The organism is Providencia sp. PROV182, assembly GCF_028480325.1.
In the GTDB taxonomy this organism is placed as follows: domain Bacteria; phylum Pseudomonadota; class Gammaproteobacteria; order Enterobacterales; family Enterobacteriaceae; genus Providencia; species Providencia hangzhouensis.
Genome location: NZ_JAMPOL010000026.1, coordinates 1 through 20,867, shown reverse-complemented (window position 1 = coordinate 20,867; position 20,867 = coordinate 1). Strand labels below are relative to the sequence as shown.

The 20,867-nt window shown below is 38.4% G+C and carries 22 protein-coding genes; all 22 read right to left on the bottom strand.

Annotated elements, in window-relative coordinates; genetic code table 11:
• Positions 1-71 precede the first annotated feature (71 nt).
• Positions 72-359, bottom strand: coding sequence for a helix-turn-helix domain-containing protein (locus PR834_RS17860; protein WP_004262793.1), 288 nt, complete (start codon positions 357-359; stop codon positions 72-74).
• 100 nt (positions 360-459) lie between these two features.
• The gene (locus tag PR834_RS17855) at positions 460-681 is read right to left on the bottom strand and encodes a helix-turn-helix domain-containing protein (protein ID WP_094960821.1); all 222 of its coding nucleotides are present in this window, start codon (positions 679-681) and stop codon (positions 460-462) included.
• Between the two features lie 189 nt (positions 682-870).
• A complete protein-coding gene (locus tag PR834_RS17850; RefSeq protein ID WP_196724742.1) occupies positions 871-1,857 on the bottom strand; it encodes a fimbrial protein in 987 nt (328 codons plus the stop codon).
• A 9-nt stretch (positions 1,858-1,866) separates the two neighbouring features.
• Positions 1,867-2,151: a helix-turn-helix domain-containing protein gene (locus tag PR834_RS17845; protein WP_004262784.1), complete on the bottom strand. Its 285-nt coding sequence runs from the start codon at positions 2,149-2,151 to the stop codon at positions 1,867-1,869.
• A gap of 44 nt (positions 2,152-2,195) precedes the next feature.
• Positions 2,196-2,693: a fimbrial protein gene (locus PR834_RS17840; RefSeq protein WP_036958601.1), complete on the bottom strand. Its 498-nt coding sequence runs from the start codon at positions 2,691-2,693 to the stop codon at positions 2,196-2,198.
• Positions 2,694-2,706: 13 nt separating this feature from the next.
• The gene (locus PR834_RS17835) at positions 2,707-3,222 is read right to left on the bottom strand and encodes a fimbrial protein (RefSeq protein ID WP_004262778.1); all 516 of its coding nucleotides are present in this window, start codon (positions 3,220-3,222) and stop codon (positions 2,707-2,709) included.
• A gap of 9 nt (positions 3,223-3,231) precedes the next feature.
• A complete protein-coding gene (locus PR834_RS17830) occupies positions 3,232-4,215 on the bottom strand; it encodes a fimbrial protein (RefSeq protein ID WP_094960819.1) in 984 nt (327 codons plus the stop codon).
• 12 nt (positions 4,216-4,227) lie between these two features.
• Positions 4,228-6,738, bottom strand: a complete 2,511-nt coding sequence (locus tag PR834_RS17825; RefSeq protein WP_196724743.1) for a fimbria/pilus outer membrane usher protein — start codon at positions 6,736-6,738, stop codon at positions 4,228-4,230.
• Between the two features lie 26 nt (positions 6,739-6,764).
• Positions 6,765-7,433 carry a fimbrial biogenesis chaperone gene (locus PR834_RS17820; protein WP_196732401.1) on the bottom strand — a complete coding sequence of 223 codons (669 nt, stop codon included), beginning with the start codon at positions 7,431-7,433 and terminating at the stop codon, positions 6,765-6,767.
• Between the two features lie 59 nt (positions 7,434-7,492).
• Complete coding sequence (locus tag PR834_RS17815; protein WP_196724745.1) at positions 7,493-8,017, bottom strand: fimbrial protein; 525 nt, start codon at positions 8,015-8,017, stop codon at positions 7,493-7,495.
• A gap of 673 nt (positions 8,018-8,690) precedes the next feature.
• The gene (locus PR834_RS17810) at positions 8,691-9,011 is read right to left on the bottom strand and encodes a helix-turn-helix domain-containing protein (RefSeq protein ID WP_096863545.1); all 321 of its coding nucleotides are present in this window, start codon (positions 9,009-9,011) and stop codon (positions 8,691-8,693) included.
• Positions 9,012-9,041: 30 nt separating this feature from the next.
• Positions 9,042-9,320 carry a helix-turn-helix domain-containing protein gene (locus PR834_RS17805; protein ID WP_110592680.1) on the bottom strand — a complete coding sequence of 93 codons (279 nt, stop codon included), beginning with the start codon at positions 9,318-9,320 and terminating at the stop codon, positions 9,042-9,044.
• Between the two features lie 153 nt (positions 9,321-9,473).
• Positions 9,474-9,971, bottom strand: coding sequence for a fimbrial protein (locus PR834_RS17800; RefSeq protein ID WP_094960814.1), 498 nt, complete (start codon positions 9,969-9,971; stop codon positions 9,474-9,476).
• A gap of 15 nt (positions 9,972-9,986) precedes the next feature.
• The gene (locus tag PR834_RS17795; RefSeq protein WP_036958600.1) at positions 9,987-10,502 is read right to left on the bottom strand and encodes a fimbrial protein; all 516 of its coding nucleotides are present in this window, start codon (positions 10,500-10,502) and stop codon (positions 9,987-9,989) included.
• A gap of 10 nt (positions 10,503-10,512) precedes the next feature.
• Positions 10,513-11,316 (bottom strand): fimbrial protein, encoded by an 804-nt coding sequence (locus PR834_RS17790; RefSeq protein WP_239982621.1) that lies wholly within the window; start codon positions 11,314-11,316, stop codon positions 10,513-10,515.
• 194 nt (positions 11,317-11,510) lie between these two features.
• On the bottom strand, positions 11,511-14,033 hold the full coding sequence (locus PR834_RS17785; protein ID WP_272536838.1) for a fimbria/pilus outer membrane usher protein: 2,523 nt from the start codon (positions 14,031-14,033) through the stop codon (positions 11,511-11,513).
• A gap of 25 nt (positions 14,034-14,058) precedes the next feature.
• On the bottom strand, positions 14,059-14,727 hold the full coding sequence (locus tag PR834_RS17780; RefSeq protein ID WP_110592835.1) for a fimbrial biogenesis chaperone: 669 nt from the start codon (positions 14,725-14,727) through the stop codon (positions 14,059-14,061).
• 57 nt (positions 14,728-14,784) lie between these two features.
• Positions 14,785-15,315: a fimbrial protein gene (locus tag PR834_RS17775; RefSeq protein ID WP_110592678.1), complete on the bottom strand. Its 531-nt coding sequence runs from the start codon at positions 15,313-15,315 to the stop codon at positions 14,785-14,787.
• A gap of 552 nt (positions 15,316-15,867) precedes the next feature.
• Entirely contained in the window at positions 15,868-17,340 is a 1,473-nt protein-coding gene (glnG, locus tag PR834_RS17770; RefSeq protein WP_272536837.1) for a nitrogen regulation protein NR(I), read from the bottom strand.
• Positions 17,341-17,349: 9 nt separating this feature from the next.
• On the bottom strand, positions 17,350-18,399 hold the full coding sequence (gene glnL, locus PR834_RS17765; protein WP_004262719.1) for a nitrogen regulation protein NR(II): 1,050 nt from the start codon (positions 18,397-18,399) through the stop codon (positions 17,350-17,352).
• 156 nt (positions 18,400-18,555) lie between these two features.
• Positions 18,556-19,965: a glutamate--ammonia ligase gene (gene glnA, locus PR834_RS17760; RefSeq protein WP_004262716.1), complete on the bottom strand. Its 1,410-nt coding sequence runs from the start codon at positions 19,963-19,965 to the stop codon at positions 18,556-18,558.
• Positions 19,966-20,325: 360 nt separating this feature from the next.
• A partial coding sequence (locus PR834_RS17755; protein ID WP_272536836.1) for a PadR family transcriptional regulator occupies positions 20,326-20,867 on the bottom strand: 542 nt, incomplete at its 5' end.

The window sequence follows — 20,867 nt, the reverse complement described above, 5'->3', positions numbered from 1 at the left end:
GTGCTATACTATAAATAGAAATAGCACCGATATTTAATTTATTGGCATATTATAATGCTCATATTTAGAGGTTAGAATACCAAAGCTTCAGCAGAGAAATAATTCTTTTTATTAACAGAGAGCTCTGTACTATTAATATCCGTAATGGTTTCAGTAAAGAAATAGGTCGGCGAAACATTAAATATTTGTGCCAACTGGTAAATAGTATCGACATGAATATTAACCTCGCCATTTTCATAGCGTGATTGGTGTTGTTGGCTAATGCCTAACAATATGCTTAAATCTTTACCACTCATTCCGTGACTTTCTCTTAATGATCTTATTTTTAAACCGACGGATTTAGATATTTTTCGTTTCATGATTTTCTCTCTAATTTATTTTAAATATTATAATGTTAATATAATTAAATATTTTTAATGTAATTGGATCTTCTAGTGATATGTATTATTACTTAATTTATTAAAAATCATGGGACTGAAAGAAGGTTTTAATATCAATCTCAAAATACGTTGCATACTGGAACAATCTATCTAAAGTAATTCTATTTACTCCTCTTTCATATCGTGACTGCTGTTGTGGGCTGATGCCAATAACCTCGGATAGTTCATTAACTGAAAGTCCATTCGTTTTCCGATAAAAAAGTATTTTTTTGCCAATTAGGTGAGATGTTGAATAAGGCATATATACTCCTATAATTATATTTTTTATTTCTAACTAAACACGATGAAAGATTACCTCTCTATCTTAACCATTTTAATAAAATAGTAAATTTGCTATTTATCAATTGTTCGATGATATTTTTCGATGTTAGCAATAAAAATCAAGTTATAAATAAATTAATATCTTTTTATGATTAATGTTGGATGCTATTTATTCATATCTTATGTTAACCGAAGCTGTTGAGTTTGCAGTTCCTGCAGTTATATTATTAGCAGTCTTAATATATCTAGCTTTCCAATTAAAAATATAATCGCCACCTGCAACATTGTTTTGCAAAGTGAACTTTGAGTTGAGCTTTATCGGGTTGCTGTTTCTATCCAATAATTGAATGGCGACTCCAGTCGCTTGACCTTGCCCAGACAATTTAATCTTCCCTGTATTGATATCAACATACCCAGCACTACTTGTGACTGTCACTTTTAGATTGGTGCCTGCAGCGCAGCTTAATGTAATGGGTATATTGACACTATTGCTAGTAGAGCCAATAGCTTTAAACTGAGTATCATACCAAGTCCCTAAGTTAACATTGTAACTTGTCGCTTTTGTTGAGCACTTTAATACATTAATTTTGATAGCACCTGCTGGAATATTCAGCGATGTTAAATTCCACGTACTGTTATGTGGCGCAGGGTTACGCTGTGTTAGTCTTCCCACATGCCCTGCCTTTAAATTTCCCCCTTGTGTGACTTGTCCTGTTTTTTTTATGGTAATCGTCCAATATGGGTTAGCAATAGTCCAAGCGGCTGGGTTAGCTGCTGTTGGTGGTCCATAACGTGTATTTAAAAAACCGATATTGGTTGCTTTCACTTGAATGCTGATGCCCGGTATATTACTGGCTGCAATTTTATTGCCGTTTGGTACCCAACCATTGACATAGTCAGCGTGTAAGTAGGCATCACCACATTGACCATTACTTTTTGGGCCTGAAAATGTATTGACTTGTGAGCCTTTAAAATTGACCTGAATAGTGGCTAAATCGCGAGCCCCTGTATCATCATATTGCAGCGAATAGGTTCTTGCTGGTACATTCACCACAACATTCCGTAAATTAGGATTTTGAATACAGGCCGCTTGTGTATATGCAGAATAAGCAAAAACCGAGCCTATTATTACCAGTAAAATTTTCTTTTTAGTCATAAAATATCCTTAACATTTACTTTTTTTATTTAAATATTTTTCTTCTGCATGCTCAATCTCATTGATCTCTCTAGAATTGAAAATAAAAAAAGCCATAATATCAATTTCAAATATCTTAGAGTAATGATAAAGCCTATCAATATTAATTCGATTAATACCACGCTCATAGCGTGACTGTTGTTGTTCACTCACACCCACGATATTAGATAAATTTTCTAATGTCATGCCTTTCATTTTTCGGTAATAGGTGATTTTATTGCCAATTATTTTTGATATAAGATAGTAATTAGGCATACCGCTTTCCCCTATTAAAACTGATATAATTAAAACAAACTTACTTACTGATATGTAAATGTAAATTCTAAATGGCTTTTAAATGAACCTGCAACCATACCACTTCCATAACCCGAGACTCTTGCAGATAATGGGATTTCAACATTTCGCGTTTGAGTATTAACATTCGCGGTAATGGTATCGCCATTTTTTATTGTTGTTTTATTGCCGGTATTGGCTAAATTTAATGCCACATTTTTCGCCGTACCATTATTAATAAAATGTTCAGTTATTGTTGAGTCTGGCGTACCTGATATTTTCATTACAGCTTTGGTGGTGCCTACAGGGCAATTTTTTAGCTTCACGGAAAAATCAACCCACGGAGATTTTTGCGTATCTTTGATATTCCAAATATTAATTTTTTTCAAATCGATTAAATAATTATTTTTTTCAACCTCACAAGGAGCAGCAATAACGACGCCATGCACTTTAATATTTGCTGTTAGCCCAAATGCAGTTAAAGAACAGCTCATTAGTGATAGTAATAGGATAAAATGTCTCATATTATTTTCTCTTTTATAAATAGGTAATTGTTGCCGTAATATTGGCGGAAATAGTTCCCGGAGTGGCATTACCTAATGAGCTAAAGGCGCGTGTGCGTAATGGAATATTAATATTCGCTTGCCCATTTGTCGGAACTTGTAATACTTTTTGGTTACCTAAAGCGGTTGTTCCATTACCATTTTGTAGTTGAACGGCTAAGTTTTTAGCCGTACCTTGATTTTTGTATAAGCTTGCTGCATCCGCAGTATCTGCGGTTCCTGTAAACGTCAGTTTTACTTGATTAATAAAAGATGAACAATTATTTAGGCTAATATTAAATGTGTTCCAGTTAGAACCTGAACTCGCATTACGAAATACATCAGCAGAAATATTTTTCAGGTCAATATCAATATTATTCCCACCGGTAATATTGCAAGTTGCGGCTCTAATATTTCCGGTAAAGTTCAATGTCACTGTGCTAGCAGCAAATAAATTCCCACTGAATATTAAGCTACTAAGTAAAAGTAAATTTTTAGATATTTTTTTCATTTTTTATTCCTACTCATAGCGAATATTTACAGTAGCAGAGGCATTCGCTGTACCCGGCGTGATGTTATCTGCCGTTTTGATATAGCGAGCTTTCCAATCAAACATATAATCACCAGCCGGCACATTATTTTGCAGGCTATTTAAAGTGTTCAACTTGATCGGGTTATTATTTTTATCTAGCAATTGTATTGCGACACCAGTGGCGCTATCAGGTCCCGTTAGAGCTAATTTTCCTGTAGCGGTATCTTCATATTTAGAACTTGTGACCGTCGCTTTAATATTGGTACCCGCTGCACATGTTAAGGTAATTGGAATATCTACAGGCGCACTGGTTGAGCCTATATTAGGGAATTGTGTATCATACCAATCTTGCATATCAATATTGTAGGTTGACTGGTTGTTCTTTAATGAACAGCTAAGTACATTGATACGAATCGCATTTGCAGGCATGTTTAAGGTTGTTAGATACCAAGTGCTAATGGGCGTCTGATTTTTTTGAGTTAATTGAGCTACTGGGCCAGAGCGCAGGGTATTTGACGAGGTTACCTGCCCTATTTTTTTTATTTTAATATACCAAACGGTATCTGATATTTCCCATGGTTGCTTGCCACTTGAGGAAGGGCCAAACCAACGATTGAAATCTCCACCTATTGATGCAGTTTGAACTGAAATACCGATACCAGGAATATTTGATGTTGCAACACCATTATTGGGAACCCAGTTATTAATAAAATCACCATATAAGTAAGATATACCACAGCTCCCATTTCCTTCAGAATAGGTAGTTGTCATCGAACCAGATAAATAACGGACACTTAGTGCCCCTAATTCTCTGGTAGTTATATCATCATACTGAATGTTATAAGTTGCTGTAGGAATATTCACTTGTATATTATTAAATCTTGGATTCTGGATACAGGCTGCATTTGTATAGCTTGAATATAAAAATAGACTTATAAATATAAAAGTAGACTTATAGAATAAATTTTTCATTTATATCACCGATTATTTACAAATTGCAGCTGTTTTATATAACCCCATATAATTCGATATACCTGCTAAGTTATAATTTACTTGGCATTGTTGTTTATCGTTATATTGAATGGTAAAGCTGCCATTTTCAGCTAAACCAGATAAATAAATTTCGCCATCATTGCCCACTATATTATTTAGCTGAGGATTATCTTTAAATATCGCCTGAGCACCAAAAGGTACGGGGTTACCATCAGCAAAGGTTAATATCATGATGGCTCGGTACCCGACATTTGCGGCAAAGCTGGCTTTCACTAGAGCGCCACGGCTTGGTGCAACACTTTGGCTGGTTAACTCCATTTCCGTATTTTCAGGTAGTTCAGAAGTATCAATATCAATCACATTTTTACGATAAGCCGTGATATAAGGCACGAGTGCATAACCTTGGTTATTAGTGACAACCCCTGCTTGGTTTAATACTGGTACATCACCTGCATCTGGGATTTCAACAATAGCCGCGGTTTCGCCTAATTGTTGACCGAGTACAAGGCCGCCAGAGTGAGCCACTAAGCTACCATTAACACCGTAATAGAGGTTATAGTTGTCTTTGCTATAGCCTGTTCCACCTGAAATTTCACCATATTGGCCTTTATAAGAAGCGTTCATATTACCGCTCGTACCTTGTTCTTGAGTGGTGAAACCCTGCTGCATGCTCCAATTTAAGCGGTTATTAAGTTGTGAAGCGGAAAGCCCAATACTGCCTGTGCTTGGGCCGTTGCTGCTACTATTACTGTTAAAGTTGTAATAGAAGGTGTTATCAAACACGGTAAATGGCACACTGACAGAGAAGGCAAGCTGATGATCATCTTCACTTTTCGTACGGCTACCGGAAGTATATGAGTAGCTATTGGTATTTTTGTTATAGGTATAATTCAAACTATAACTAATGCCTTGCCAACTGTTGTTATAACCCACGGTGGCAGACTGAGTTTTACGGTCACTATTCCAGTAGTCTTCATTGATATAGCCTACGGAGATTGAACCAAAGTTATCCCCTAAGTTTTGGCTGAGGGTGATCTCACCGCGATTACGGCGGCGTTCAATTTCAGGGATATAGTTTGTATTTCTATAGCCGTCAAAGACTTCCGCTAAACTGTAAAAACCTTTAGTGGAATAACGATAACCAGCCAATGCGATATTAGTACCAATATCGTTGATATTTTTGTTATAGCGGAAACGGTATGATTGGCCTTTTTCCTTAACGTCATTACTTAGCGTTGAATTTGCATGGGTAACGTCAATGGATAACGCACCAAATCGCCCAAGGTTTTGGCCTGCGCCGATGGAGTAAGATTGGTAATGCTCACTCACTTGGCTACCACCATAAGCGGTAATACCATAAGGTAGACCATAGATTAAGGTAAATTGGCCAAATTTTGTTTTATCAATGCTACTGTCATAAGCGCGGTATTCTCCGCCCGTTACGCTATAAGAAAAATATCCTTCACGTTGCAATACAGGTAATGAAGCAAAAGGAACGATTTGATATTGCTCACTACCGTTGGATTCTTTGATGGTGACATGCAAATCACCGCTTCCCCCCGTTGGGTATAAGTCATTGATTTCAAAAGGGCCCGCAGCCACCTCGGTTTGGTAGATAATGTAACCATTTTGGCGGATCGTCACCTGTGCGTTGCTACGAGCAATCCCACGTACAACGGGCGCATAGCCGCGTAAACTCTCAGGGGACATATCATCATCTGTCGCAAGCTGAGCACCACGAAATGGCACGCTATCAAAAACCATCGAAGGTGAGACACTATCTCCCAAGGTCAACTGACTTTTGATGCTATTAATACCGCGTGATGCGTAGGTATAGATGGTATCCCATTTACCGGATTGGTCGGTACTACTTGACCATGTTGTGTAATTGCGTAGCCGCCATGCTCCAATATTTAAGCCAGGTCTTAAATTTACATAATGGGATGTGTTATCCGAACCACTACTTTTACGATCGTAATTCTTAGAGCCGTTATAGCTATAATTTAATAGCAGTGCGTTGATCCCATTATCGATATTGGCTAAGTCAACGTAACCCCTTGGGTTTCTATCCAATGCGATTTGGGGGATGCTTAAATATAAACGTTGAGAATCAAACTCAAAATTACTTGTGGCATCAGGGATCGCCGCAAGGTTTACACAGTGGCTTCCTGCGGTTTGTAATTCAGGGTATTCGGCTGTTTTGATACCAAACTCTTTAATATCAGTCAGTGATAAACACGGAACTAATTGGTTACGGCTATTTTTTTCAAATTTAAGATTTTTAGCACCAATTAAGTTGGTGTTGACATAAATATCAACATAGTAGTCACCGGCTAATTGCTCATTATTCTCAAACTGTGACAAATCAACCGAATCTTTATTCGGTAACTCTAAAAAGTCAGGGTCAAAGTAGACATTATTTTCTGTTTTTTCTTCAGCATATAGCGATGCGGTATAGCCTAAATATAATAGTAGGCCTAGAGATATTTTATTTATTTTCATGATAAAGCCCAACTTATTTTATAGTTTTATATTTTCTTTTCGAGTGCTTCTGGTGCTGCACCATAATCATTAATAACTTCCCATTTTATTGTTCCATTAGTATTTGAGTTATTAACCTCGAAAGTCGCATTTGAGAAAGGTGCCGCATAAGAAACATCATTAGCCTTTGTTCCGTTAAAGCTGATGCTCTGGAAATTCATAAAATAAGGTGTTGGGTTTTTAACCGTAATTTTATTTCCAGATTTAGACCACACTAATTTTTTTTGCTCTTCAATAAAATTAACATCTTTTAATGCTTTAGGGCGATAAATTAATTTCATTTGCGTTTTAAAGGCAATTTGTAATGAGTTTTCTGTTCTTTCTGTTGCTGGAATAGTTTTTATATTTAACCAGAACAATGACTCTCTATCATTAGGTAATTTATTTTCTGTTAAAAATATTCTAAGCGCATTAGTTCTATCTGTATTTAGCCTAAATAATGGTGGTGTGATAGAAAAATCAGATTGTTTTTTTTCATCTATATTATCAATCCAAGATTGAATCAAATAAGGGATTTTATCTGGATTTTCTACACTGATGCTGACATCTTTGTTTCCCTCGTTATAAATAACACGGGTTCCACCAATAATAACACCAGCATTCGCAGTATTTATTAGTGTAAGTAAGGAAATGAAAATATAGATAATAGATTTCATAATACCACCATTGATTATTATTAGATAAGGCTTAAGTCCTTTTAAACCTTATTTATTACTTAGTTATAATTGATTGTGAAAGTTGCTGTCGCATTCGCAGGACCAGGAGTCACTGTGCCAGACTTAGCAATATAACGTGCTCTGAAATCTAAATTGTTCTCTACATTTTCTTTCAATGGGTATGTTTTAGAGGCAGTAAATAATGGAACAATTTTATTCGTATCATCAGTAATTTGAATGCCAACGCCAGTTGCTACGCCAGCTTCTTCTTTTAATTTAATAACTTGGTCGTCACCAAGATAAGAATCAGCATCAAATTTTACTGAAGCCGCTGTTACTGTAGCAGGGCAATTAATTAATTTAATCGTAAATTTAGTGGCTGCCGCAGTACTTCCCGCTGTGGGTAATGCTTTTTTAGATACTTGTCCTAAGTTTACTTTTAGTGCATCAGAGCCAGCTGCTAATTCGCATGCTTTGTCTATGATTTCACCGGTAAAGTCGATAGTACCATCTGCTGCTAATGCATTATTAACAGCAAAGATTGAGGTTGCAGCAATTAATGATGCAAGTAAGTTCTTTTTCATTTGTTTTTCTCCAAAAGATAATTATTTATTTTTCATTGAGTATATAAAAACAACAATTACTCAATTGAGGAGTATTTTGAAACTATTTTTTAAAATAAACAAGTTTTGTAAAATTTGGTAAAATATAATTAAATTTTAAAGTATTTAATTTTTTTAATTAAGTTAACACATTATAAGAGAAGGATTAATACACTATATTGAGCTAAGTTAAATATAATTTTTTTTGATTTTTTCACTAAAGTTAAATAACGATATAAAACTAAGAATAATTATAAGGAGGGATATAAGTTTAATTTATCTCTCATATGGTGATAATTTGGGGTTATAAAGTTTTGACTTATTAGACCACATACAGTGGATGTTGTATTTTTACTATCGAAAAATGAAATAATAGTATAGTTATCGGATTTAGCAGGTCTAAATGTGCTATTTATTTGGTTTTTTATAGAGAAAATGGTGTTGCCATTCAGTAAATGAATAAAAATAGGGGTAACTTTGGTTTTAAGGAAACATTAAATGACTATCAAAATGTTCTTATTAAATTCAATTAAGTAGCCTTAATTTTAATTCGCTATGTTAAGGCTACGTGAGAGATTTCTTACTTATAGATACCTTTAGCTATAGTTGTCATGACTATAAATTTCCTATAAATAAATTTAGTTTTGTATTAACGCTATTTGTATAAATTGAAATTATGTTCTGGTGATAATAGGCTTTCTGCTTGCAATATTTTTTTTCTATTCTGTTTATTACTCATTATGTTAACTGGTAGTGGGGTAGCAAAGTCAACAATTAACTCTTGAATATCAAGGTCGAGTATTTCGGAAATAGAATATAACGTATCAACATGAATTCGGATTTCGCCTAATTCATGGCGAGATTGATGCTGCTGACTAATTCCAAGTAATGTGCTGAGTTGCTGAATACTCATGTTTTGGTCTTTTCTTAGTGTGCGGATCCGCGCTCCGACAATTTTAGAGGTGTTTTTTTTCATACAGTATCCAATAATGATTAAGTAAAAATACTATAAAGAAAATGATTTTTTAATTTCATAACCATTTTTAATTTTTGTTTTTTCATCGTCACTAAACGAAAAAAAGTAACTAATGTTAATATCAAAATAGTTGGAATATTGTTTTAGTCTATCTACCGATATTCGGTTATTTCCCCGTTCATAACGTAGTTGCTGTTGCTCACTAATTCCAACAGTCTTAGCGAGAGTAATAAGAGAGAGTCCTTTATTTTTACGCAATGACTTTATTTTATTACCAATAACCGCAGAGACAGGGTAATAATTGCTCATTATTCAACCTCATTGATTTTTTATTCTTAATAAGTAAAAGAATGCCTTGTACCTTCAAGATACATCTATCAGGTACTATGGTTTTTATCTTGATTTAAATCACACGTATACAGTTTTTATTTGGATATTAGTTAATATAATAGCCAGACCTTGTTAATGATAAACAAATGTAAAATCAAGGTGGCTATTAAATGAACCACTTGTCATACCTGAGCCATAGCCTGCCATTCTCGCTGATAGCGGAATATCAACTTTGCGGGTTTGTTCATTAACGGGCACCGTAATTTTTTCACCATTTTTTATCGTGGTTTTATTTGCATGGTGAGCTAAGTTTAATGCGACATTTTTAGCACTACCGGTGTTGATAAAATAATCCGTTGTGGTTGAATCTGGGGTGCCTTTAATTTCCATAATGGCTTCCTTGGTACCCATAGGGCAATTTTTCAATTTAATTGAGAAATCAACCCACGGTGAAGTTTGTGTATCCCGAATATTCCAAACATTCACTTTTTTCAGGTCAATGACATGATTGATGGTTTCTAATTCACAGGGCATAACTGCGACATAACCATGTACATTGATATTAATTTGCTGGTCTGTTGCCAATACGGGGCTGGAAGCAAGACAGAATAACAGCACTATTTTCTTCATATTATATGCTCCGGTTTATAAATAGGTGATGGTGGCGGTAATATTGGCTGAAATAGAGCCAGCCACGACATTACCTGCCATGCTAACAGCCCGCGTACGCAGTGGAATAGCGACATCAGATTGCCCATTTAAGGGCACTTGTAATATTTTTTGATTACCTAACGGTGTGGCACCATCACCGCTTTGTAATTGCACAGCTATATTTTGAGCAGTACCTAGGTTTTTATATAAGCTAGTCGTATCAGCTGTGTCCGCAGTGCCTGCAAATGTCAGTTTGATTTGATTGATAAATGACGAACAATTATTTAAATGAATATCAAAATTTCTCCAGTCGGACCCTGTCTGCGCGCCACTAAATATATCAATAGGTAAACGTTTTAAGTCAATATCAATATTGTTGCCGCCAGAGATATTACAGGTAGCGGCTTTGATATTGCCTGTAAAGTTAACGGTAATATTTGACGCTGCAAATGAATGAGATGACATCGCAAGTAAATTAATCGATAAAATAGTGAATAATATTTTCTTCATACGGTTATTCCTATTCATAGAGCACATTAATTGTCACGGTGCCATTAGCGGATCCGGGTGTCACTTTATCGGCAGTTTTAATGTAGCGCGCTTTCCAACCAAAGATATGCTCGCCTGCTGCGACGTTACTTTTTATTGTTTGCTTGCTACCTAAAGGAATGGGGTTTTTATTTGCATCAACAAGCTGTATGGCGATCCCTGTCGCTTTATCTGTACCCGATAAGCCTATGTGCCCCTGAGATGCATTAATAACACCACTGGTACCGACTACTGTTGCTTTTATATTGGTGCCCGCTAAGCAGTTTAAGGTAATTGGAATGTCAACTTCGCTACTGGTGCTGCCAACAGTAGGAAATTGAGTATCATACCAATCACCTAAGTTAATGGTAGGAACAGTATTTTTTAAAGTACAACTGAGAACTACAATTTTAAAATTCACAGGTACTCTTAGTGTTGAAAATGACCATCGGCTATAACTAGGTAGCGAGTTCGTTTGGTAGAGTTCTGCAAGGTTGCCTGACTTTAGGTCGCCTGATTGAATTACCCGGCCATCCTTTCTTAAACGTACCGCCCAACTGATTCCTCCTGGAGAGGCCCAAGCTAAGTATGCTTTGTTATAAGGAAGGCTTCTTTTCCAGTTAAATGCTGAATTGATTCCTGCCGCGGGTATTGAAATATGTATACTTACCCTAGCAATATTCGTGTTTGCATAACCATCGGTGCCTTGACTCCAGCCATTAGAATATTGCCCGTATATCGTGCTATAACCGCATTGATCTCCATTAGATGTCGTTGCATTAGCCGCACTTCCCATCGACATGACCTTATGATATATCTCTTTTGTACTATCATCATCATACTGAAGGTAAATCGTCTCGGAAGGTAGAGTAGTAATACGATTCTTGAATTGAGGATTTTGATTGCAGGCTGCACTTACATACCCGGTATATAAACATCCCACCGCTAATACAGAGTTGACTATTAATTTTTTCATTATCGATTTCCCTCTTATCGGCATACCGCAGTAGTTTTATATAACCCCATATAATCTGAAATACCGGTTAAGTTATAATTTACTTGGCATTGCTGTTTATCGTTATATTGAATAATAAAACGGCCACTTTCGGCTAAGCCGGATAAATAAATTTCACCGTCATTACCGACCATGCCATTTAATTGGTTGTTATCTTTAAATATGGCCTGCGCACCAAATGGCACGGGCTTCCCATCTGCAAAGTTCAATACCATAATGGTGCGATAACCGACATTGGCAGTAAAACCAGCTTTAACTAATGCCCCACGGCTTGGGGAGACTGACTGGCTAGTGAGTTCCATTTCCGTGTTGTCAGGTAACGCCGAGGTATCAATATCGATGGTATTTTTGCGGTAAGCGGTGACGTACGGCACTAACGCGTAACCTTGTTTATTGGTTACTACACCCGCTTGGTTTAATATGGGAACATTCCCTGCATCAGGCACTTCTACCAGCGCGGCAGTCTCACCCAGTTGTTGCCCTAACACTAACCCGCCCGCGTGGGCGACAAGGCTGCCGTTAGTTCCGTAGTACAGGTTATAGTTATCCTTGCTATAACTTGCGCCCCCGGAAATTTCGCCATATTTACCTTTATAGGTAGAGTTCGCATTACCAGAGCTGCCTTGCCCCTGATCGGCTAAACTTTGTTGCATACTCCAATTTAACCGGTTGTTTAGATGGGAGGCAGAAACACCGATGTTACTTGAGCTAGAGTCACGGCTACTGTGGCTACTGGCAAAGTTAATGTAGGCGGTATCTTCAAACAAACTGAACGGGATATTGACCGAAAAGGTAAATAAGTGGTCTTCATCACTGTATTTTTTTGCCCCAGCACTCTGCGAATAGCTGCTGGTATTCTTGTTATAGGTGTAATTCAGCCCGTAACTGATCCCTTGCCAGCTATTGTTATAGCCAAGGGTTGCTGACTGTGTTTTGCGGTCACTATTCCAATAATCTTCATTAACATAACCCATTGAAATAGAACCGTAAGTATCCCCTAGGTTTTGGCTGAGGGTGATTTCACCGCGATTACGGCGGCGTTCGATTTCAGGAGTGTAAGTGGTATCACGGAAGGTATCAAACACCTCGGATAAACTGTAATATCCTTGGGTCGAATAGCGGTAACCTGCCAAAGCAATATTGGTGCCGATATCATTGAGGTTTTTGTTATATCTAAAGCGGTAAGACTGACCACGTTCTTTGCTGTCATCACGCATTTTGGCGTGAGATTGGGTAATATCAATAGACAGCGCCCCGAAGCGCCCCAAGTTTTGCCCAGCACCTATCGAATAAGATTGGTATTTTTCACTGAACTGACTTCCTCCGAACATAGTGATGCCATAGGGTAAACCGTATACCAAAGTGAACTGACCAAATTTGGTTTTATCTACATGGCTATCATATGAGCGGTATTCACCTGCGGTGGTGCTATAAGATAAATAACCCTCACGTTGCAGCACGGGGAGTGAGGCAAAGGGTACAATTTGCACCTGTTCGCTGCCGTTCGACTCTTTTATCGTCACATGTAAGTCACCGCTGCTGCCGGTTGGATAGAGGTCAGTGATTTCAAAGGGGCCTGCTGCGACATCGGTTTGGTAGATGGTGTAACCGTTTTGGCGAATGGTAACCTGTGCGTTGCTGCGAGCTATCCCGCGCACGACTGGCGCATAGCCACGCAGACTTTCAGGGTACATATCATCATCGGTGGCGAGCTGAGCCCCACGAAACGGTACACTGTCAAATACGTCTGACGGAGATACGCTGTCTCCCAAGGTTAGTTGGCTTTTTATGCGGTTGATCCCACGGGAGGCGTAAGTATAAATAGTATCCCATTTATTGGGCTGCCCTGTGCTGTTGGACCACGTGGTATAGTTGCGCAGACGCCATGCCCCAATATTTAAGCCGGGGCGTAAATTGACGTAGTTTGAGGTGGTGTCTTCTCCACCTTTACGATCGGTATTTTTAGAACCGCTATAGCTGTAATTCAGTAATAGGGCGGTAATACCGTTATCGATATCTGCAAGGTCAACATAACCTCTCGGGTTTTTCGCCAGCGCGATTTGCGGAATACTGAGGTATAACCGTTGTGAATCAAATTCAAACTGGCTTGTTGCGTCAGGAATGATTGCTAAATTGACGCAGCCTGTTTGGCTATTTTGTAGCTCAGGATAATCTGCAATTTTAATATCAAAGCTTTTTAAATCATCCAAAGTTAAGCAAGGAACCAGTTTGTTCTCAGTATTTTTATCAAACTTTAAACTTTTTGCCCCGATTAAGTTGGTATTGACATAAATATCAACATAGTAATTACCAGCCAATTGTTGGTTATTTTCAAATTGGCTTAAATCGACAGCATCTTTATTAGGCAACTCTAAGAAATCAGGGTCAAAATAGATATTTCCCTCTGTTGTATTATTGCCGATGGCATTTTCAGCGTATAAAGGTACCGTATAGCCTAAATAAATAAGTAGGCTAAAGCATATTTTATTTATTCTCATTTTAACAACCTAAATCAATTTTGGGCTATATTTTCGCTTCAGCCAGTTCAGATGCAGAGCCGTAGTCATTAATGACTTCCCATTTCACCGTGCCATGATTCGCAGTATCGTTAATCTCAAAAGAAGTGTTAGAAAACGGTGCAGCATAAGAGACGTCATTCACCTTTTTACCGTTAAAGGTTATGCTTTGGAAATTCATAAAATACGGTGTTGGGTTTTTTACTGTAATCATATTGCCTGTTTTTGACCAAGTTAATTTTTTTTGTTCTTCAACAAAATCAACATTTTTAATTGCAGAAGGACGATAAATTAATTTCATTTGCGTTTTAAAGGCAATCTGCAATGAATTTTCTGTTCGCTCCGTTGCTGGGATTGTTTTTATATTTAGCCAAAATAATGATTCTTTATCTTTCGGTAAGGTATTCTCTGTTAAAAATATTCTTAGCGCATTGGTTTTATCTGAGTTTAATCTAAATAATGGTGGTGTAATGGTAAATGCGGATTGCTTATTTTCATCAATGCCATCAATCCATGATTGAATTAAATAAGGGATTTTATCAGGGTTTTCGACACTAATACTGACATCCTTATTTCCCTCATGATAAATAACACGAGTGCCGCCAATAATAACGCCTGCATGGGCTAAATTAATCAATAAAAATGAAGAAATAAAAAAATAAACTAAGCGTTTCATATTAGTACCATTGAATAGAGGAATAAGGTTTAAATCCATTTAAACCCTAAAAGCCTATTAGTTATAATTGATAGTGAAGGTTGCGGTTGAGTTTGCTTGACCAACGCCAACGCTATCAGACATTGCAATATAACGAGCGGTAAAATCTAAATTATTTACTGTCTTTTCTTTTAATGCATACGCGCTAGATTCAGTAAATAGCGGAACGGTTGTTCCTGTGACGTCCTGAATTTGAATACCAACGTTTTGTGCTGTTGTCGCAGCAGTAGGGTCGGTTAACTGGAGTACACTGCTGTCGCCTGCGTAACTGGTGGCATCAAATTTAACCGTTGCGCTAGTCACGGTTTGCGGGCAGTTTTCTAATTTGATGGTAAATTTAGTCGCTGCTGCCGTGCTACCCGTACTAGGTAATGCCGTTTTAGAGATTTTCCCTAAGTTTACGGTAAATGCATCAGAACCGGTTGCAAACTGACAAGCCTGATCGGTAATTTCACCTGTAAAATCTATCGTTCCATCAGCAGCTAATGCATTATTAATGGCAAAAATAGACGATGCCGCAATTAAATAGGCAAAGACATTCTTTTTCATTTTTTACTCTCCAAGAGGATATTTATATGATGAGGTTGAGTTAGTGAATATATTTAGTTACTCAACTGGTGAGTATTTTGGCTTTTATTTTAAAAATAAACAATATGAGAGTAATTTAGGTTTAATGCCCTTTTTTAATATCATTTTTATATCTTGAGTTTGATATTCACATTATAGGTTGGAGATTATTTTTGGATATTTTAAGAAATGCTGTTTTTCTAAGGTGATAAATTTTAGAGTGGAATTAAATAAAGATTAAATAATTAAATTAATTTTAAACTGGTGTTTTTTATTGTTACTTAACTCATGATGTGTTTTGATGGCATTTAATATTATTATAGTGCTTTAATTTTTTCATTTTAAAACAAAAAGCAGTCTAAAATGTATCGTAGTAAAAGTATCATCTAAAACCAATTATCATTAATGATGATTTATTTAACGTTTAAATATCTTTTTTGATGTGAATGGGTATGGAGTTATTGAATGTTAAGATAAGTATGAAGTAATAAATTACTTCGTACATTATCTTAATATGATGGTGAATATTTGAAGCTATTCAATTCCTAATTCTTTTAATTTGCGAGTTAACGTATTTCTTCCCCAGCCTAATAAACGGGCAGCTTCTTGCTTATGGCCATTGGTGTATTTTAACGCGCAATTTAGCATGGTACGCTCAAGTAAGGGGATGGTTTGAGAAAAAAGGTCTTCTTTACCGTCCATTAATGCGTTATCAGTCCACTCTTCAAGTAATTCAAACCACTGAGCTGCAGAAATAGGATTTTGTGATGACAATGATTGTGTTGGCATGGAATCAGCTTGCGAGGATTTTACCACTGCATTTTGTTGTGGGTGCTCTTCAAGTAAATCATCGGGCAAATCTTGCGGTAAAATTTCTTGGCTTGCTGCCATCACGGTTAACCAACGGCAGACATTCTCCAATTGGCGAACGTTACCTGACCAATAATAGCGCTGAAGAATTTTTTCGCTGTCAGGGTGGAGAACTTTAGCTTCGACACCGAGTTCTTTTGCCGTATTTTGTAGAAAATAATCGGCGAGACGTGGGATATCTTCAGTGCGTTCACGTAGCGGTGGTAATTGTACTCGAATGACATTTAACCGGTGAAATAAGTCTTCGCGAAATAAGCCTTCTTTAACTCGTTTTTCAAGATCTTGGTGGGTCGCTGCAATAATCCGTACATCCACATTGACTGGGGTATAACCCCCAATACGATAGAATTGGCCTTCAGCCAGAACACGTAACAAGCGAGTTTGTACATCAAGGGGCATATCGCCGATTTCATCTAAAAACAATGACCCATGGTTAGCTTGTTCAAATCGGCCCTGACGTACTTGGGTCGCCCCAGTAAATGCGCCTTTTTCGTGGCCAAATAGCTCAGATTCAATTAAGTCTTTGGGAATAGCCGCCATATTTAATGCAATAAAAGGGGCGTCGGCACGAGGGCTGTGTTGATGTAACGCGTGGGCAACCAGCTCTTTTCCCGTTCCTGATTCGCCATTAATAAGCACACTAATTGATGAGCGTGATAAACGGCCAATAATGCGATAAACCTCTTGCATCGCTGGTGCTTTCCCGATCATGGTCGAAGAGACTGTAGGGGCAGGCTGCTTAGCTTCACGGCTAGTATGGTTTTGTTCACGGCTATGATTCAGAGCACGTTCGACTAATGCGACGGTTTCATCAATATCGAAAGGCTTTGGTAAGTAATCAAATGCCCCTGATTGGTAGGCATTTACGGCAGCATCAAGGTCAGAGTGTGCTGTCATAATAATAATCGGCAGAAGCGGGTGTGATTGCTTGATGGTATTCAGAAGCTCAATACCATTTGTGCCTGGCATACGGATATCAGATAACAACACATCAGGGAGTGAATTTTCTAATGCGGCGAGTACAGCATCCGCACTGTCAAAGCAGGTGCAAGCGAATTTTGCATTATCTAATGCACGCTCAAGTACCCAACGGATGGAACTATCATCATCAACCACCCAAATTTTTCCCTGCGTCATGGTTATCTCCTATTTCTTAATTGGTAGATAAATGGAAAACTCAGTGTGGCCTGGCCAACTGGTAAATTCGATTTTTCCTGCGTGTTGGTCAACTAAACTGCGAGCAATCGATAGGCCAAGCCCTGTGCCATCAGGCCGTCCGCTCACCATGGGATAAAACAATGTATCCTGAATTGCCAATGGAATACCCGGACCGTTATCTTCAATATCAATACGTGCAGCTAATCGATAACGTTCACCTTGTAGTGTGACTTGAAAAGCCGTTCGTGTACGCAAAGTGATATAGCCTCCCGTTTCGGCGAGAGCTTGCAATGCATTTCGGGTGATATTTAGCAGCACTTGCTCGATTTGGTCTGGGTAATACTCTAATTCGGGCAGGCTTGGGTCATAGTCACGAATTAGTGTCACATTATCGGGCTTTTCTAATGACACCAACCGCGTTACATTTTCCATAATATGATGAATACTTTGCTGTGTTTTCGGCCCCGGATATTGAGGGCCAAGTAGCCGATCAACCAGTGCTCGCAAGCGGTCAGCCTGTTCGATAATCACTTGAGTATATTCATTTAATTGTGGGTCAGGCAACGCTTTAGATAGCAATTGCGCAGCGCCTCGCAAACCTCCGAGAGGGTTTTTGATTTCGTGAGCAAGTCCACGGATCAGTTCGCGGGCAGCCAATTGCTGGGCATTCTGTGCGAGTTCTTGGCTCAAACGCCGTTGGCTATCTAATTGTGAAAGCTCAACTAAAATAAATTGCTCTGAAAAAGGCTGTGCACTGAACGACATCACGTGGGAATGGTTGTTAAATACTAAGGTGACTTCGTTCTCGGTAAAACTATGGCCATCTTTTAAGCTATTGAGCATGAGTTCATCATTGAGCGAACAATAACTGAATAATAGTGGCAGTGGCGTACCGTATAGCTTGCGCTGGCTTTGGGTTAAGATCTGGAGTGCAGCATGGTTGGCGTAATGGATAACCAAGTCGTAATCCAAAATTAGCACGCTATTAATGAGTGAGTCGAGAATATGTTCCGGTGCTGGCAAATGTTCGGTTTTCATGTAATGTTGCTCCTGCACTATTTTGGTGCATTATACCTGATAGACCAAACAACCGATATTTGATTTTTGTTGCGTAAATACGTTAGAGATAAAAGGCCCCATCAAAAGATGGGGCAAGTGCTTCACGGCAACAAAGACTAACAGTGGAACGGCGTGTTACACACTGTAGTACATTTCAAATTCGAGAGGGTGTGGCGCCATACGAACACGTTGGATGTCGGCACGGGTTAATTCGATATATGCATCGATAGCATCATTAGTGAATACGCCACCACGGGTTAAGAATTCACGGTCTTTATCTAATTCCGCTAATGCTTCGTCTAAAGAGCCAGAAACTGTTGGAATTTCTTTGGCTTCTTCTGGTGGTAAATCATATAAATTTTTGTCCATCGCATCACCAGGGTGGATCTTGTTAATGATGCCATCAAGGCCTGCCATTAACTGAGCCGCAAACGCTAAATATGGGTTAGCTGCTGGGTCTGGGAAGCGAACTTCAATACGGCGTGCTTTAGTACTCGCAACGACTGGAATACGAATCGAAGCAGAGCGGTTACGTGCAGAATATGCCAACATTACAGGTGCTTCAAAGCCCGGAACTAAGCGTTTGTATGAGTTAGTTGTTGGGTTAGTAAATGCGTTCAGTGCACGTGCATGTTTAATAATACCACCGATGTAGTACAGCGCCATTTCGGATAAACCGCCATATTTGTCACCTGCAAACAGGTTAACGCCACCTTTAGATAAAGACATATGGCAGTGCATACCAGAGCCGTTATCGCCCACTAAAGGTTTAGGCATAAAGGTGGCTGTTTTACCGTAGGCATGTGCAACATTGTGAACAACATATTTATAAATTTGAGTTTCATCCGCTTTTTTCGTCATAGTATTAAAGCGGGTCGCAACCTCGTTTTGGCCAGCTGTCGCCACTTCATGATGGTGAGCTTCAACAACTAAGCCCATCTCTTCCATTGTGGTACACATGGCTGAACGTAGGTCTTGTGATGAATCAACCGGTGGAACTGGGAAATAACCGCCTTTTACTGCAGGGCGATGGCCTTTATTACCACCTTCGTATTTGGTTCCCGTATTCCATGCCGCTTCGATATCATCGATATGGTAGTAACTACCATGCATGTTGTTGCCAAAACGAATGTCATCAAAAACGAAAAATTCAGGTTCTGGCCCAAAGAGAACGATATCGGCAATTCCACTTGAGCGCAGAAAATCTTCCGCACGTTTTGAAATTGAACGTGGGTCTCTGTCATAACCTTGCATCGTGCCCGGCTCTAAAATATCGCAGCGAATGATCAACGTGATATCGGCAAAGAACGGGTCTAACATTGCAGTTGATGGGTCTGGCATTAATACCATGTCTGACTCATTGATGCCTTTCCAGCCACCAATAGATGAACCATCAAACATCTGGCCTTCTTCAAAGAAGTCTTCGTCAACTTGATGAGCAGGGATAGTGATGTGTTGCTCTTTACCTTTAGTGTCGGTAAAACGCAGATCAATAAATCTAACATTGTGCTCTTTAATTAACGATAAAACATGTTCAGCGGACATCTCGGCTCTCCTGGGTCGGGTCTAATCAACAAATCACAAGCTATTTTTGAGGGTGTGTCTGTTGTTTGTCTGGCGTGCTAGTCATATAAAAGTGGTTAGCATGCGCTCTTTAAATAGATAAGCGAAAAGCGTGCCAACTTTTTAATTATAGCAAATACTGATTGTTACGTGAGGACGAGGGATTTTCATCATGCTGCATTTGTCGAAATGCACTATATTGGTGCATTAAATGACTGTTTCGCACTGATCTAGTGCATTTGCGAGTGTGGCTCAAATAAAAAAGCCAACATTGCGCTCTGTTAAAGCATAAGGTTGGCCGGATAAAAAAGAAATGAGGTGGTTTAATGCCAGACAGCTACATTAATCTTCATCGCTATTGGTTAATAACGTATTCACTTCTTCAATCTGTTTTACTGCATCATTGATGATTGAGGCAATTTGGCGAGTTTGCTCTTCATTTAGTTGTTTTAAAACCATTTTGTGACGTAATAAAGCTTTAAAGCGACTGACTGCCACCTCAATGTCTTCTGCTAAATTACTGCCTTGTTGCATATCACGTGCTTTTGCCAGCTTACGAGCAATAACCGCTTCAATTTCTTTATTTTGAGCTAGATGGGCAGAGCCTTCAGGTGTAATCGTAAAACTTTTGCGATTGCGTTCAACAATCTGAGACTCCAAGAAGCCTTGTTCTTCAAGCAGTGTTAGCGTTGGGTAAATAACCCCCGGGCTAGGAACATATAAGCCATTTGAGGCTTCTTGAATATCTTTGATAATTTCGTAGCCATAGCTTGGTTTTTTAGCGACTAACGAGAGTACCATAATATGAAGATCGCCATGGTCGAATAAACGACGAAGGCCTTTACCTCTTCCACGGCCTCTTTGGCTGTCATCACCATGGCCTC

What these genes read in the sequence shown, in the direction of transcription:
- PR834_RS17860 (WP_004262793.1), bottom strand. Translation starts at nt 359, where the DNA reads ATGAAACGAAAAATATCTAAATCCGTCGGTTTAAAAATAAGATCATTA.
- PR834_RS17855 (WP_094960821.1), bottom strand. Translation starts at nt 681, where the DNA reads ATGCCTTATTCAACATCTCACCTAATTGGCAAAAAAATACTTTTTTAT.
- PR834_RS17850 (WP_196724742.1), bottom strand. Translation starts at nt 1,857, where the DNA reads ATGACTAAAAAGAAAATTTTACTGGTAATAATAGGCTCGGTTTTTGCT.
- PR834_RS17845 (WP_004262784.1), bottom strand. Translation starts at nt 2,151, where the DNA reads ATGCCTAATTACTATCTTATATCAAAAATAATTGGCAATAAAATCACC.
- PR834_RS17840 (WP_036958601.1), bottom strand. Translation starts at nt 2,693, where the DNA reads ATGAGACATTTTATCCTATTACTATCACTAATGAGCTGTTCTTTAACT.
- PR834_RS17835 (WP_004262778.1), bottom strand. Translation starts at nt 3,222, where the DNA reads ATGAAAAAAATATCTAAAAATTTACTTTTACTTAGTAGCTTAATATTC.
- PR834_RS17830 (WP_094960819.1), bottom strand. Translation starts at nt 4,215, where the DNA reads ATGAAAAATTTATTCTATAAGTCTACTTTTATATTTATAAGTCTATTT.
- PR834_RS17825 (WP_196724743.1), bottom strand. Translation starts at nt 6,738, where the DNA reads ATGAAAATAAATAAAATATCTCTAGGCCTACTATTATATTTAGGCTAT.
- PR834_RS17820 (WP_196732401.1), bottom strand. Translation starts at nt 7,433, where the DNA reads ATGAAATCTATTATCTATATTTTCATTTCCTTACTTACACTAATAAAT.
- PR834_RS17815 (WP_196724745.1), bottom strand. Translation starts at nt 8,017, where the DNA reads ATGAAAAAGAACTTACTTGCATCATTAATTGCTGCAACCTCAATCTTT.
- PR834_RS17810 (WP_096863545.1), bottom strand. Translation starts at nt 9,011, where the DNA reads ATGAAAAAAAACACCTCTAAAATTGTCGGAGCGCGGATCCGCACACTA.
- PR834_RS17805 (WP_110592680.1), bottom strand. Translation starts at nt 9,320, where the DNA reads ATGAGCAATTATTACCCTGTCTCTGCGGTTATTGGTAATAAAATAAAG.
- PR834_RS17800 (WP_094960814.1), bottom strand. Translation starts at nt 9,971, where the DNA reads ATGAAGAAAATAGTGCTGTTATTCTGTCTTGCTTCCAGCCCCGTATTG.
- PR834_RS17795 (WP_036958600.1), bottom strand. Translation starts at nt 10,502, where the DNA reads ATGAAGAAAATATTATTCACTATTTTATCGATTAATTTACTTGCGATG.
- PR834_RS17790 (WP_239982621.1), bottom strand. Translation starts at nt 11,316, where the DNA reads ATGGGAAGTGCGGCTAATGCAACGACATCTAATGGAGATCAATGCGGT.
- PR834_RS17785 (WP_272536838.1), bottom strand. Translation starts at nt 14,033, where the DNA reads ATGAGAATAAATAAAATATGCTTTAGCCTACTTATTTATTTAGGCTAT.
- PR834_RS17780 (WP_110592835.1), bottom strand. Translation starts at nt 14,727, where the DNA reads ATGAAACGCTTAGTTTATTTTTTTATTTCTTCATTTTTATTGATTAAT.
- PR834_RS17775 (WP_110592678.1), bottom strand. Translation starts at nt 15,315, where the DNA reads ATGAAAAAGAATGTCTTTGCCTATTTAATTGCGGCATCGTCTATTTTT.
- glnG (WP_272536837.1), bottom strand. Translation starts at nt 17,340, where the DNA reads ATGACGCAGGGAAAAATTTGGGTGGTTGATGATGATAGTTCCATCCGT.
- glnL (WP_004262719.1), bottom strand. Translation starts at nt 18,399, where the DNA reads ATGAAAACCGAACATTTGCCAGCACCGGAACATATTCTCGACTCACTC.
- glnA (WP_004262716.1), bottom strand. Translation starts at nt 19,965, where the DNA reads ATGTCCGCTGAACATGTTTTATCGTTAATTAAAGAGCACAATGTTAGA.